General features: G+C 67.4%; 14 protein-coding genes. 9 read left to right on the top strand and 5 right to left on the bottom strand.

Features of this window, described 5'->3' with window-relative positions; all coding sequences use genetic code 11:
• The first annotated feature begins 31 nt into the window (after positions 1–31).
• The 3 genes from OHA40_RS20715 to OHA40_RS20705 all read left to right on the top strand — a co-directional run bounded on the left by OHA40_RS20715 (position 32) and on the right by OHA40_RS20705 (position 2765).
• Positions 32–526: a hypothetical protein gene (locus OHA40_RS20715; protein WP_330228550.1), complete on the top strand. Its 495-nt coding sequence runs from the start codon at positions 32–34 to the stop codon at positions 524–526.
• A 123-nt stretch (positions 527–649) separates the two neighbouring features.
• Positions 650–1501, top strand: coding sequence for an SGNH/GDSL hydrolase family protein (locus tag OHA40_RS20710; RefSeq protein ID WP_330234298.1), 852 nt, complete (start codon positions 650–652; stop codon positions 1499–1501).
• A gap of 43 nt (positions 1502–1544) precedes the next feature.
• Positions 1545–2765: an acetyl-CoA C-acetyltransferase gene (locus OHA40_RS20705; protein WP_330228549.1), complete on the top strand. Its 1221-nt coding sequence runs from the start codon at positions 1545–1547 to the stop codon at positions 2763–2765.
• 54 nt (positions 2766–2819) lie between these two features.
• Here the strand turns inward: OHA40_RS20705 and OHA40_RS20700 are convergent, their stop codons facing one another.
• Positions 2820–3674 carry a Bax inhibitor-1/YccA family protein gene (locus tag OHA40_RS20700; protein ID WP_330228548.1) on the bottom strand — a complete coding sequence of 285 codons (855 nt, stop codon included), beginning with the start codon at positions 3672–3674 and terminating at the stop codon, positions 2820–2822.
• Positions 3675–3802: 128 nt separating this feature from the next.
• The gene (locus tag OHA40_RS20695) at positions 3803–4954 is read right to left on the bottom strand and encodes a class I SAM-dependent methyltransferase (protein ID WP_330228547.1); all 1152 of its coding nucleotides are present in this window, start codon (positions 4952–4954) and stop codon (positions 3803–3805) included.
• Positions 4955–5670: 716 nt separating this feature from the next.
• On the opposite strand from OHA40_RS20695, the gene OHA40_RS20690 reads away from it, so the two are divergent.
• From OHA40_RS20690 to OHA40_RS20675, 4 genes are all read left to right on the top strand, one after another.
• Complete coding sequence (locus OHA40_RS20690) at positions 5671–6255, top strand: AMIN-like domain-containing (lipo)protein (protein WP_330228546.1); 585 nt, start codon at positions 5671–5673, stop codon at positions 6253–6255.
• A gap of 66 nt (positions 6256–6321) precedes the next feature.
• Positions 6322–7212 carry a hypothetical protein gene (locus tag OHA40_RS20685; RefSeq protein ID WP_330228545.1) on the top strand — a complete coding sequence of 297 codons (891 nt, stop codon included), beginning with the start codon at positions 6322–6324 and terminating at the stop codon, positions 7210–7212.
• An 87-nt stretch (positions 7213–7299) separates the two neighbouring features.
• Positions 7300–7920, top strand: a complete 621-nt coding sequence (locus OHA40_RS20680) for a DUF305 domain-containing protein (protein ID WP_330228544.1) — start codon at positions 7300–7302, stop codon at positions 7918–7920.
• 139 nt (positions 7921–8059) lie between these two features.
• Positions 8060–8611 (top strand): hypothetical protein, encoded by a 552-nt coding sequence (locus OHA40_RS20675; RefSeq protein ID WP_330228543.1) that lies wholly within the window; start codon positions 8060–8062, stop codon positions 8609–8611.
• Between the two features lie 66 nt (positions 8612–8677).
• Here OHA40_RS20675 and OHA40_RS20670 read toward each other — a convergent pair whose 3' ends face one another.
• The 3 genes from OHA40_RS20670 to OHA40_RS20660 form a co-directional block, all read right to left on the bottom strand.
• Positions 8678–8995 carry a hypothetical protein gene (locus OHA40_RS20670; protein WP_330228542.1) on the bottom strand — a complete coding sequence of 106 codons (318 nt, stop codon included), beginning with the start codon at positions 8993–8995 and terminating at the stop codon, positions 8678–8680.
• Between the two features lie 95 nt (positions 8996–9090).
• Positions 9091–10488, bottom strand: coding sequence for a three-helix bundle dimerization domain-containing protein (locus OHA40_RS20665; RefSeq protein WP_330228541.1), 1398 nt, complete (start codon positions 10486–10488; stop codon positions 9091–9093).
• Positions 10489–10897: 409 nt separating this feature from the next.
• Positions 10898–11479, bottom strand: coding sequence for a TerD family protein (locus OHA40_RS20660; RefSeq protein ID WP_330228540.1), 582 nt, complete (start codon positions 11477–11479; stop codon positions 10898–10900).
• Between the two features lie 196 nt (positions 11480–11675).
• Between OHA40_RS20660 and OHA40_RS20655 the strand changes: the two genes are divergently transcribed.
• Together OHA40_RS20655 and OHA40_RS20650 are read left to right on the top strand one after the other, a co-directional pair.
• Positions 11676–12479 carry an SDR family oxidoreductase gene (locus tag OHA40_RS20655; RefSeq protein ID WP_330228539.1) on the top strand — a complete coding sequence of 268 codons (804 nt, stop codon included), beginning with the start codon at positions 11676–11678 and terminating at the stop codon, positions 12477–12479.
• A 198-nt stretch (positions 12480–12677) separates the two neighbouring features.
• Positions 12678–13688 (top strand): alpha/beta hydrolase, encoded by a 1011-nt coding sequence (locus tag OHA40_RS20650; RefSeq protein ID WP_330228538.1) that lies wholly within the window; start codon positions 12678–12680, stop codon positions 13686–13688.
• Positions 13689–13694 lie beyond the last annotated feature (6 nt).

The raw sequence follows: 13694 nt of genomic DNA, 5'->3' as shown, positions 1-13694 counted from the left end.
AACCGGCCCTCGCGCCCTTAGGATCGCTGCCATGAGGCAGCCGAACATCGCCCGTGCCGCAGCGATTCTGGCCGGATCGGCGATGGCTCTAGTGATCGGATCCGGTGCGCGCGCGGAGGCGGCGACCGTCGAATTCCCGGAGGTGCCCACGCTCGCGCATGGTGGTCTGTGCTGGACCAGCATCCGCACCTGGGCCGATACCAGTCCCGAGTGGCCGGGCCGCGCCATTCTCAATATCCGCGCGTCACCCGTCTCGGGCATCGGGCCGGGTCGCCACCCGCTTGCGCCGCTGTGCGAGGTTCGCACGACCGTGGCCTGGCGCAACGTCACCACGGGCGCGACCGGCCGCTATGACAACACGGTGGTCACCGGCATCTACGGCAGCATCCAGTACGCGCTGTTCCAGGACACCGGCCCCGGCTTGATCGAGGTCACCATCTCCACCAACGCGGCGAGCGTCCCCGCGCGCGGCTCCTTCGTGGTGCCGGGTGAACCGGTGACGGCGGCCCGGACATCTGCGTCCTGAGGGGCCGACACGGGCTTCGGGCTGCGGTAGGTGCCGCGGACGCGTTCGGGAATGAGCGAATCGGCGTGATTTCGTAAAATTCCTGGCGTGAGCACACCTCAGTTCCGCTGGCGGACGGCCGCGATGACCGGTGCCGCGGCCGCGCTCGCCGGTTCGGGCGCGGGCACCGCGTGGTGGGCGACGTATCGCCTGCTCATGGCCCAAGCGGGCGCCGCGCGCGGCGTGATCGGCCGGGACACCTCGAAACCGCCGGAGGCGGACGGCATCTATACCGCGGGCTGCGTGGAGCCCGAGCCGTGGCGCACCGGCAAACACGCCGACCTGCATCTGATGATCTTCGGCGACTCCACCGCGGCGGGCGTCGGCTGCGTGGTGGCCGACGAGGTGCCGGGCGTGCGTCTGGCCCGCGGCCTCGCCGACGCGACCGGGCAGCGAGTCCGCCTGAGCACCAAGGCCATCTCCGGCGCCACCTCCAAGGGCCTGTCCGGTCAAGTGGACGCGATGTTCGTCGCGGGTCCGCCGCCGGACGCCGCGGTCATCCTCATCGGCGCCAACGACGTCACCAAAAAGCACTCGATCCGCGCCTCCGCGCGCAGGCTCGCCGCGGCGGTGGCCCGGCTGCGCCGCGCCGACGCGGTGGTGGTGGTCGGCACCTGCCCGAACCTGGGCACGGTGACGGCGATCCCGCAGCCGCTGCGGAGCGTGGTGCACAACTGGAGCGTCCGCTTGGCCAGGGCGCAGCGCGTGGCGACGACCGTCGCGGGCGGGCATCCGGTATCGATGGGGTATCTGCTCGCCACGGAGTTCCGCGCCGCGCCCGAGCTCCTCTTCGCCGCCGACGGATTCCACCCCTCGGCCGCGGGTTACGAACTCGCCGCTGCGCAGCTGCTTCCGGTGCTGGTCGACGCACTGGACGGGACACCCGCTTCCGGTACACCGCGACAGGACGTAAATTCGATACGAATCCGCGAGTAAGTACAAAAAGGGTTCGCCACGACCGTCCCACAAAGGAGTCCTCATGCCCGAGGCCGTCATCGTTTCGACCGCACGCTCCCCGATCGGCAGGGCCCGCAAGGGTTCGCTGGTCGACCTGCGGCCCGACGATCTGACCACGCAGATTGTGCGGGCAGCGCTCGACAAGGTGCCTGCCCTGGACCCGGCCCAGATCGACGACCTGATCCTCGGCTGCGGCTCGCCCGGCGGTGAGCAGGGCTTCAACATCGCCCGCATCGTCGCCGTGCAGCTCGGCTACGACTTCGTGCCCGGCACCACCGTGCACCGCTACTGCGCGTCGTCGCTGCAGTCCACCCGGATGGCGTTCCACGCGATCAAGGCGGGCGAGGGCGACGTATTCATCTCCGCAGGCGTCGAAACCGTCTCCCGCTACGTGACCGGTTCGGCCGACAGCTGGCCGAACACCCAGAATCCCCTGTTCACCGCGGCACAGGAACGCACCGCCAAGACCGCTGAGGGCGGCGCGGGCATCTGGCACGACCCGCGCGAGGACGGCCTGCTCCCCGACGCCTACATCGCGATGGGCCAGACCGCCGAGAACGTCGCCTCGTTCACCGGCATCACCCGCGAGGAGCAGGACCGATGGGGTGTGCGCTCGCAGAACCGGGCCGAAGAGGCGATCAAGAACGGCTTCTTCGAGCGGGAGATCATCCCGGTGACACTGCCGGACGGCACGGTGGTCAGCACGGACGACGGCCCGCGCGCCGGCGTCACCTACGAGGCGGTCGCCGGGCTGAAGCCGGTGTTCCGCCCGGATGGCACCATCACCGCCGGCAACTGCTGCCCGCTGAACGACGGCGCGGCCGCGCTGGTCATCATGAGCGACACCAAGGCCGAGGAGCTGGGGCTGACGCCGCTGGCGCGCATCGTGTCCACCGGCGTGTCCGGCTTGTCGCCGGAGATCATGGGCCTCGGGCCGATCGAGGCGTGCAAGCGCGCGCTGGCGCTGGCGGGCAAGACCATCGATGACATCGACCTGGTCGAGATCAACGAGGCGTTCGCGGTGCAGGTGCTCGGCTCCGCGCGGGAGCTGAAGATCGACGAGGACAAGCTGAACGTCTCCGGCGGCGCGATCGCGCTGGGCCACCCGTTCGGCATGACCGGCGCCCGGATCACCACCACGCTGATCAACAACCTGCAGACCTACGACAAGCAGTTCGGTCTGGAGACCATGTGCGTCGGCGGCGGCCAGGGCATGGCGATGGTCATCGAACGCCTGAGCTGAGATGCCACAAGGGCGGCCGCCGGATGATCCGGCGGCCGCCCTTGCGCGGTGCGGCTAGTCGTTCTGGAAGTAACTCAGCAGTCGCAGGATCTCGATGTAGAGCCAGACCAGGGTGACGGTCAGGCCGAGGGCGACGCCCCAGGCCGCCCGCTCCGGCGCCTGCGCGCGGATCAGCTGGTCCGCGGCGTCGAAGTCGAGCAGGAAGCTGAACGCGGCGATGGCGATGACCACCAGGCTGAAGACGATCGCCAGCGGGCCGCCGTCACGCAGCCCCAGACCGCCGGAGATGAAGAAGCCGGCGACCAGGTTGCCGAGCATGAGCACCAGGATGCCGATCATGGCGCCGACGATGATCCTGGTGAACCGCGGCGTCACCCGGATGGCGCCGGTCTTGTAGACCACGAGCATGCCCGCGAAGACACCGAACGTACCGAGCACCGCCTGCCCGATCAGCGCGCTACCGCCGACCCCGCCGAACTCGATATTGGTGAACATGAACGACAGCGCACCGAGGAAGAGACCCTCGGCGACCGCGTAGGACAGCACGAGGACCGGGTTGTCCATCTTGTTCGCGAACGTAGCGATCAGGACCAGCACCAGGCCGACCAAGCCACCGACGATCACGAACAGCGGCGCGAGCGACGTGTTCGCGTTGGTGAGGCCGTAGGAGACGATCGCGGACAGGGCCAGCACCGCGAGGGTGATGCCCGTCTTGGTCACCACGTCGTCGATGGTCATCGCCCTGGTGGTGGGCGGGGCCTGCGGCGGATAAGGCTGCTGGTGCGGCGGGTATTGGCCGTACGGCTGGCCGTATTGTCCCGCGGTGGTCACGCCGGAACCGAAGTTGGCGTAGCCACTGCCCTCCTGCCTGGGCAGGTTCCTGAAAACCGGATTGCTCGTGGTACGCACGGCTTCCCTTTCTGGAGTCGTTGCCGCTGTTCATCGAGGTGATTTCCTCGATATCCAACTGTTTTATCCAACGTTTGTCGTCCGCGGCGAGTTCCCTGGGAAACTCACTGAGCCAGACAATTCGGACTCTACCGCTGCCGCGGGTCGTGCAGGCCACGCACGGACCGAGTCACCGTGAATTTCCGGTTGCGGCCGACCACCTCGGTCCGGCCCACCATACGTTCGACCACGGCGCGATAGTTGAGGTGCGAGTTGTACACGGTCCACAGTTCGCCGCCCGGGCGCAGCACCCGCCCGGTCTCTGCGAACATCTTGATCGCCGATCCGGTGTGCACCGCCGCGCCGACGTGGAACGGCGGATTGCACAGCACCAGATCGGCGCTGTTGTCCGCGGCCGACGACATCGCGTCGTCGCGTGCGACGCACACGCGGTCGGCGACACCGTTCGCAGCGGCGGTGGCCCGCGCCGACGCGACCGCGGCGGCGGATTGATCGGTGGCGACCACCGTGATCCCCGGCCGCGCCGTGGCCAGCGCCACGGCCAAGATGCCGGTGCCGCAGCCGAGGTCGATCGCGTCGCGGGCGTCCGGCTTCATCAATTTCAGATGTTCGAGCAGGAATCTGGTTCCGATGTCGAGGCGGGCGCCGGAGAAGGCGGCACCGTGCGCGACCACCTCGAGACCCAATTCGTCGAGCCGTTCGCGCACCGGGAACGGCGGGACACCCACCGGTTTGGCCCCGGCCACCAGGAGGGTGCGCGACTTCTGCTTGCCGCGGCTGGCGCGCACTTCGGAGAACGACTGGGCCAGAACGTCGTTCATCGACTTGGTCAGATACTTGTCCCGGCCGCCCGCGAACACCTCGACGTCCGGATCGGCGTATCGGGCGATGGCGTCGGCGATTTCGGCCAGCCCGGCCAACACTCGCGGCAAGCGGAGCAACACCACTCGGGCATCACCCAGCAACTCGGCGCCGAGGGGATGTGTGGTGTAGCGGTCCGATAGGCCGAGCGCGCGGGCGTTGTTGGCAAGGGCGAGTTCCCCGGTGAGCAGATCCTGGTGCACCCGCACGCCGTTCACATCATGCCCGGCGATGGCGCCGAGGGTCAGCGCGCCGTAACTGTCACCGATAACGGCTACCTTGCCGCTATCGGCGGTCGCCAGGGCATCGGCGGCGACGTCGAGGATCAGCCGATCAGCGGCATCCACGGCGTAGAGGTTCAGCGCCTCCACGTCCGGATACCGCCGCAATCGGCTCAGTACGTCCTCGACATGTCCCACGCCTCAAGTGTGCTAGATCGTTGCCGAATGGTCGCGCCCACCCCGTCCAATCGGCCTCATCGCGTTTCCGGCGCCACGATCCGCGCTGTGCGACACACCGGCACATAGTGATTCGACGCGGAGCCGAGAAACCGTGCGGCCGCTGCGTGCCGATCTCGTGGACCAACCGAATTCGGGAGACGGAGAGAACACACGACTGCGCATCGGCAAGTGAGTGCACGGTGTCGACGGCGCAATTGCCGACCCGACTCGAGCGGTTACGAAATCGCGCCATCGAGGGTGGAACGCGCGGTACGCGAGATCGGCTGCGCCGTCGACCCACGCCGCCCAATCGGGTCGGTCGCTTCTCGGCGTATCGCCCGATGCGCGGAATCCGCTGCTGTACCGAGAACCCGGCAAAATCGGCGAAAGATGCTGCTCGCCAATCGAACTACCGGGCCAACGCGGCACAGCGGAAACCCGGGCACGATCGAGTCCACCCGGCCGTCGCACCTGTCACCCGACTTGACACCGGCGGACGCGTCACGCTGGACAGACCCGGTGCGCCGCCGGAGAACAGGAAGTAGCGATCGGGCAGTATTTCCTGCTGAGCCCAATTGTCTCGCCGACGCCATTCGATCATGGCGAAGTTCGTCCCACAGCCACCCGACGGCGAATCAACAACGACAAGCTCTGATTACGCCATCCTGCGCCGCCCCCTGAGTAGCATCGGCTCCATGCGCAACTGGATGGTGCTGACGGTCGCGGTCGCGACGGTACTGCTCGGGGGCTGCGGTGATGGCGAATCGACCCCGGGACTACCGGTCGCATCGGTCACCGGCACGCAGGCCGCGACGCCGCCCGCCGGTCCGCCCGCTGCGCCGCAGGACGCCACACCCAAGCAGGGCACGGCTTCCGGCGACGCCGCGCTGACGGTCACCGACATCCGCCTCGGCCGCCAACCCGGCGTCGATCGCGTGGTCTACGAACTCGGCGGGGTCGGCGCACCCGGCTGGCTCGTCCGATACACCGACCAGGCCGTGCAGGACGGCAGTGGCAGACAAGTCGACGTGGCGGGCCAGTCGATTCTCGAGGTGCGCATCCTCGGCTCGGCCTACCCCTTCGACAGTGGCGTGACGCCGTACGCGGGCCCCGACCCCGCCGTCGACCCGGCTGTGCCAGGCGTCGCGGGTGTCTACCGGTCCACAGTGTTCGAAGGCGCCGCTCAGTCGTTCATCGGCGTGCGAGCCGACCGGCCCGCGTTCAGCGTCACCACGCTGTCCAATCCGACCAGGCTGGTCGTGGACATCGCCAGCCCGTAGACCGATACCGGTACACCCAAGGGGTATGTGGGCGGGACGGATCGAGGGCCACTAGACTCGGCGCTCGTGGTCCAATGCCGCATGTTCCGCGCCGCCGGGTTCGCCCGGCCGCTCGGTGTGCTTGCGTTGCTCGCCGGGATCGTCGCCATGCACTCGGCCGTCTTCGCGGTCTCCGGCCATGCCACCGCAGTGCACGGCACGAACCCGGCGCGCCCCGGGATATCGGACCCCGTGCCCGATCCCGTGCGGGCTACGGCCGCGAGATTCAGTGCGGCCGTTACCGCCACGGTGGATATCGCCCGCGCCGTGACCGGCGACAAGACTCGACTGCAGCACCGAACCGACGAGCCTCGGCCATACCATCGAAACAACCTGGATAACGGCCGGACTCGCGCCGAGCCCGTCTGGACACTGCCGAACCACGACGGCGCTCCGCTCGGTTCGGACGAGACTCGACCACATCATCGGATCGAGTCGGACGTACGGATTCGCACCGAACTCGTCTGGGGACGACCAAGCGATAACGGCACTGTGCCCGGCCACGACCTGCACCGGGCGGACGAAGGGGCACGATCCGGCAACGGCGGATCCGTCCGATCGGCGGGCGAGCTCGTCACAAGGGTGGCGGGCGGTCCCGGACAAACCATCGAGGACGCCGAGAGCTCGCCCCCGGGGACGCATGCCGCGCGGGCTGTCACAGCGGTCTTCGCGGCGAGCGGGGTGCCGGAACCCGATTGCGCCGGGGGTGGGTGCGGCAGCGCGCACAGCGGGATCCACAGTTGCGTGTTCATCCTGGTCGTCCTCGCGGCACTGGCCGGGTTGGTGCTGCTCTACCGAATGGCGGCCGATCGCGCACACAGTGGCGTGGCGCTGTCGCGGCACTGGCGTCCGCGGCGGGAACGACCACCCCCGTGGACCGTGCTCACCTTGGCCGAACTGGCGATTCTGCGGATCTGACAGGTCCGCCGCGTCCGTGTGTCCGAACCACGGTCGCGGCGTTGTCCACTCCGCCATAGGACTCCCCATTTCCCAAGGAGCACATTCATGTTCATCACCCCGAACCGCCTGGCCATCGCCGTCGCCACGGCTGCCGCGCTGAGCCTCGCCGGATGCGGCGACGCCGATACCGGGCACACCACAGAGCACGGCACCTCGACAACCGCGAACACGAGCGCGCCGGCGCGCGCTGAGCACAACGATGCCGACGTGACGTTTCTGCAGATGATGTACCCGCATCATGCGCAGGCCGTCGAAATGGCCCGGCTGGTGCCCGGCCACACCGACAATCAGCAATTGCGCGCGCTCGCCGCATCGATCGAGCAAGCACAAGCGCCCGAGATGCAGCAGATCACCGCTCTGCTGCAAAGCTTCGGCCAGCCCGCCCCCACCATGGGCGAGGAACACCAGGGCCACGATATGCCGAGCACACCCATGCCCGGCCTGATGTCCGCCGAACAGCTGGCGGCCTTGCAAGCGGCATCCGGCCCGGATTTCGACCGCCAGTGGATGACCATGATGATCGAGCACCACACGGGCGCCATCGCGATGGCCGAGACCGAACTCGCCGACGGCATGAACTCGGACGCGCAAGCGCTCGCTCGCGCGATCATCTCGGCGCAAAAGGCGGAGATCGACCAGATGCGCACCATGCTCGGCCAGAACTGAATGAGCGCCGCGCCGATATCGGTTGACCATCGATATCGGCGCGGCCGCGCGACGCTCATGCGCGGCAAGTACCGTCGGACTGTCCGGCTCCGTTCCTCTTGTCCCAGCCGGACGTGCCGAGGGGAGTGTGGGACCGACTATGCGACGACTGGAACGTGCGGGCCTGATGGCCGCCGCGATGGTCACCGCGGCGGGCGTGTTGATCATCGGTGCCTGCGCACAGCAGGTTTCCGGTACCGCGCAGGTCAACGAGACCGATCTGACCGCGTACGTCTCGGAGGTCACCTCTTCGGTGGCCGCGGCGTCGTCGTCGCGGGCCGCGGCCGCCGAGCGCGCGACGGACTCGGCTTGTGACGCCTTCCTCACCGCGAACGGCAGCTCGGTGCGCGCGTTCAACGACTACATCGACGCCAGCAACGCCAAAGGCCGCAACGACCCCGACACGAACGGCAAAGCCGACCACGCCGTCACGACACTGCGCGACAATGCGCGCTCGGTGGATCAGGAGGTCACCAGAGAGGTGCCGTCCGCGGTCGCCGACCCGCTGCGCGCATACCACGACAACACCATCGCCCTGGCCGACACGCTGGACCGTCGCGCGGACACCGACACCCTGAACGCGGCGATCGACCGGTTCAACGCCACCAAGAACACCGCGCTCACGGCCTGCGAGGGTCACGGCACCCGGTAGCGGTTGGCGTGCTGGACGGCATCGCGGCGCACGCGGCCGGAAAACGGCGCGGCGCGAGATCGATTGTCAGCGCCCAGAGCGCACTATGGTGTGCTCAGCGTTTCGTCGGCTGCGTGCACGCACTCGTTCCAGCACAACAAGGGTCACGCCTACCACCAGGAAGACAGCGGCGACGATCGTCGCCATGGTCGCGCCGCGGTCGGACCCCCACCCCGCGAGCGCCGCGGCGCCGATCGCGACCACCGCCGCGACCAGTAATAGCCCGTATCCTGGCCAGTTCTTGGTGTCGGCCAATGCCGCCCCGGATTGCGGTGCAGGGTCGCGCGCGATATCCGGAGCGTCATCGAGCGGGGGAATCTCCCACGGCTCGTCATCCGCTGTCATTGCTGCTTCCTCACGCCCGCGATACCTACCGTCGATCCGGCACCTGATACGAGGAGGGTGCCCGGATCGCCCCGGCCGAAACGCGGACGCGGAATTCAGTTGTAGGACTGCGTGACTCCGTCGAGCAGATGCTCGAGCGTGTCGTAGGTCGGGGTGGCGACCACATCGATCAGGTCCGTCGGCACCGGAACGTTGCGCTCCGCGGTGACCTTCGCGAACTGGGCGGCGTCGTTGGCGCGGAAGCCGTGCTCGGCGGCAAGCCGCTGCAACTCCGGATCGGTGGACAACAGGCGACCCAAGCGGTCACCGGTCGCACCGAACGGCACCAGCGTGTGCCGGGACAGCACCGTCGGAGACGGGTACAGCAGCGTCATTTCCGGCTTGACCTGCCCGCGCACGGTGGCCTCGACGTACTGCGCCTCGTAGATCCAGACCAGCGGTGTCGGGCCCATACCCGTGGCGAGATAGTTGTTGAACGGTCCCTCGGTGGTGTTCTCGGTGTAGCCCTGGCCGACGAAAAGCCGTGCCAGTGCGGGCAGGACGGTCTGCTCGGCGGCCTGGCCCTGCACGATCGTGTTGCCATTGGCGACATAGCTCGCCGCGGCCAGATACATGGCGGCGGAGTTCGAGCTACGCGGGTCGGTGGTGGAGATCAGGATGTTCTTGCGCACCGGGTAGGCGGTGTTGTCGGGCAGCTCGTCCCAGCGCTTGCCGGTTCGGACCAGATCGAGGTAGCGGCGCAGGTCGAGGGTGGACACCGGTCCCGGCCGCACCGCGCCCGCCTTGGCCAGCAGATCCGCGATCGGCGTGAACGTCGCGATCGCCATCGGCGAGGAGAACGGGGTGTATTTGGCGGACACGTTGTTCTGCCGCTGAATTCGCTCGGCCGCCTGTTCACTGGACGGGAACGCGAAATCGTATTTCGAGAGGTCGATGGACGTGGCGATCTGGCGCGATCCGGCGGGCTCGACCTCGACGCGGACGCCGTTGCGGGCCAGCGCATCGATCACCTTCGGGTCCTGGAAGAACGCCATCTTCTCCGAACCGACGACGCCACGCACCACAGTGGGCGCAGCGGCCGGGGCGGGCGCTGCGACGGGAGGCTGCGAAACCGGTTCGCGTACAACGAGAACGACCGCCAGCACGAGTACGACAACTGCCGCCGCGACACCGAGTGTCGCTCGCTTGTTCGCCGACCATAGTCGACGCAGGTCCGGCAGCGCGAATGTCTTCGCCTCGGTCGGCTGCGCCGCCTTTTCCAGTGCCACGGCGGCGGCTTCGGCTTCCTCGACGACCTTCTCCAGCTCGCGTCGCACCAGCCGCTCGATGAGGATCGGAACGAACTGCCGCACCGGGCGACCCTCGAACTTGCGCCTCGCCGCACCGACGGCGCTCTCGATATGCTCCGGAGAATACGTCTCGGTGTAGTTCTCGACCAGCCGCTCCGTCATCTGACGGATCGCCTGTTCCTCACGGACGGTAACGATTACCACCACATTCTCCTCGGCGTCCCGGCGCTGGCGCGGCGACGTCTCGGGCTGCACCGCGCCGGCCAACCCTAACCGCATCCGTGCGACGCGGACATCCGCCCGAGCTTCCCGCCAGTGAATGATTTCGGCTGCGCCGGTGGATATCTCACGCGAACGGCACTGTGCTTCTGCCCAGCTCAGATGCCCGACGGCGCCGATGGGCAGCGGACTCAGCGCCGACCCGACCACGCGTCCAGCCCCCCGAACGCGCCATGGAGTGTTCAATACCGCATCGCCGATCCGCCACCACGTGTTGTCCTCGTGTTTCCCACGCGCACCGGCTTGCCGAGCCTGCACTGTCGCGCTCAGGGACACCATCGCGTCAGGGAATTCGCGGAGATAACACCAATGCGGCGATTGGGCGCCGGTGCCGCTACTGCATAGCGAAGCGGAGCAGCGCCTGCTTGTCGCCTTGCTTGATCTTGCCCTTGCGGTTCAGCACCTCCAGCTGCCACGCGTCGCCGGAACGGAACGCCCGGGCGACCGCGTTGGCGTTGTCGTTGCCGAGCAGCGACGGCCAGATGTCGGCGACCTGCTGGCTGCTGCCACCGGTCGAGTCGTAGACCTTGAACGAAATGTTGTTCGCCTTCTCGAACGAACTGCCCTTCTTGAAGGCAGCCGCGACGAAGATGATGGCGTCGATCGCGCCCGGCACATCCGCGAAAGTGACGTGCACCGTCTCGTCGTCCCCGGAAGCGGCACCGGTCTGCTCGTCGCCGGTGTGCACAACGGAGCCGTTGCCCAACGGGTCCAACGAGTCGAGTCCGGCGAAACGCACCGGCTCGCTGCCCTGCATGAGAATCGCGATCAGGTCCAGGTCCACCCCGCGCTTGCGACGCGCCCAGCCGAGCGCCCCGCCGCTGGTGCCGCTCGACGGATCCCAGCTCACCCCCACACTCAGCTTGGTGATACCCGCCAGATCCGCGGCGCCATCTTCTTTTTTGAGCGTAATCATGGCTGCCAGGCTACCGGCGATTCCATAACACTGAGCGGCGTAGCACTACCACGGATCAGCCGGGGAATCGCGCGAATATGGTGCCCTTTCCCTAGGTTTCCGTACTCCTTTTCTCGGAACATCGCCCTGTCCAGTAGCGCGCATCGGGAAGTTGACGATATCGTCAGCGCGTTGGTGTCGAAAGGAGCTGCCCCTCATGTCTCGTGTCGCCGTGGTTACCGGTGCTTCGTCCGGAATCGGCAAGGCTACGGCCGCCGCGCTTGCCGACCGGGGTTATCACGTGATCGGAACCAGCCGCAATCCCGGCACCATCGGCGCCGACGCCATGGTGACGGGCGTCGAGTATCGGGCACTCGACCTGACCGACAAGGCATCGATAGAAGCGTTCGTCGCTGGCCTCGGTCAGGTCGACGTCCTGGTCAACAACGCGGGCGAAAGCCAGGCGGGGCCGCTGGCCGAACTGCCCGGCGACGCGGTCGAGCGACTGTTCCAGTTGAACGTGCTCGGCCCGGTCAGCCTGACCAAGGCGCTGCTACCCGGCATGCGGGAGCGCAAGTTCGGCCGCGTGGTGATGGTCGGCTCGATGCTCGCAAGCTTCCCGATGCCCTACCGCTCCTCCTACGTCGCCACCAAGGCGGCATTGCGCGGCTTCGCGGTCGCCGCACGCTTCGAGGAATCCCCCTTTGGCGTCTGGATCACGGCCGTCGAGCCCGGCCAGATCGATACCGGCCTCCGCGAGCGACGCACGAAATACCTCACCGAAGGCTCCGCCCACACCGCCGACTTCACCACCTTCATGGCGAAACTCGACGAAAAGCAAGCGAAAGGCATTACGCCGGAAAAGGTTGCCACCACCATCGTCAATGCAATCGAAGCCGACCGCCCCCGCCCGCTCTACGCCGTAGGCAGCAACGCCCCCGTGTTGTTCACCGTCCGCCGCCTCCTCCCCCGCACGGTCATGGAACGCATCATCGCCCGCGCCCACGGCCTTTCCCGCTGAGCCGAGCGATCACCCGCCGGTGTCGGATTGCGAAGCAATGTGGTTGCCGCCCTTGCTGTCCGGTAACGTCACCGTGCGCTCCGTCGATGCACTGCGACGAGGTGTCGACGGCAAGCCGAGTGACGAAGGGATCCGGAATTGACACGTAAGTCGATTCGACGCGTTAAGACACTTGCGCTTGCGGGGGTGGTCTCGGCCGTGTTGAGCACGGCATTGGGCAGCGGCAACGCGGTAGCCGATGAAACCGACCCGATCATCGCATCCAAGGCGCTGCTGGCGTCCCCCGTTGCCGCTGACGGCTCGAAGATCGTCTCCGGAACCATCAACGGCCGCAATCTGTCGCTGGAGGTCTACTCCGCGGCGATGGAGACGAACATCGCAGTCAAGGTGCAGCGTCCCAAGGACGCTTCGCAGCCCCGGCCGGTGCTCTACCTCGTCAACGGTGCTGGTGGTGGCGTCGATCTGGCGACATGGTGGGGCAACACCAACGTGGGCGATTTCCTTGCCACCAAAGATGTGAACATAGTGATGCCGGTCGGTGGCCCCTTCGCGTATTACGCCGATTGGAAGCAGCCGGATCCGGTACTCGGCAACAACAAATGGCGCACGTTCTTCACCGAGGAACTGCCACCGTTGATCGACAAGGCGCTGGGCACGAATGGCGTCAATGCCATCTCGGCGAATTCGATGACCGCCACCGCCATCCTGCAGATGGTGGAAGCCGAGCCGGGGCTCTACACAGCCGCCGCGGGCTACAGCGGTTGCGCGCAGATCTCCGATCCGATCGGCAAGCAGTTCGTCAAGCTGGTCGTCGAGACGTGGGGCGGCGGGGATGTCCGGAACATGTACGGCGAGGACGACGATCCGGCGTGGGCGGCCAACGATCCGGTGCTCAACGCGGAAGCTCTGCGCGGGACGAGTATTTTCATGTCGACCGGCAGCGGCTTACCGGGCCCGCACGACACGATGAACAGTCGGTTCACCCTGAACAAGACGCCATACGGTCTGGCCAACCAGCTCGTGATCGGCGGAGTCATCGAGGCCGCCACCAATTGGTGCACGCGCAATCTGCAGACCCGGCTGAACGAGCTGGGTATCCCGGCCACCTTCGATTTCCAGCCCATCGGCACCCATTCCTGGGGCTACTGGCAGGACGCGTTCCATCAGTCCTGGCCGATGCTGGCCCGTGGACTCGGATTGCCCGAGTAGCACCCC

The sequence above is a fragment of the Nocardia sp. NBC_00508 genome, assembly GCF_036346875.1.
Classification (GTDB): Bacteria; Actinomycetota; Actinomycetes; order Mycobacteriales; family Mycobacteriaceae; genus Nocardia.
Note: the sequence above shows the minus strand (reverse complement) of the source record. Positions and strands in the feature narration are given on the sequence as shown.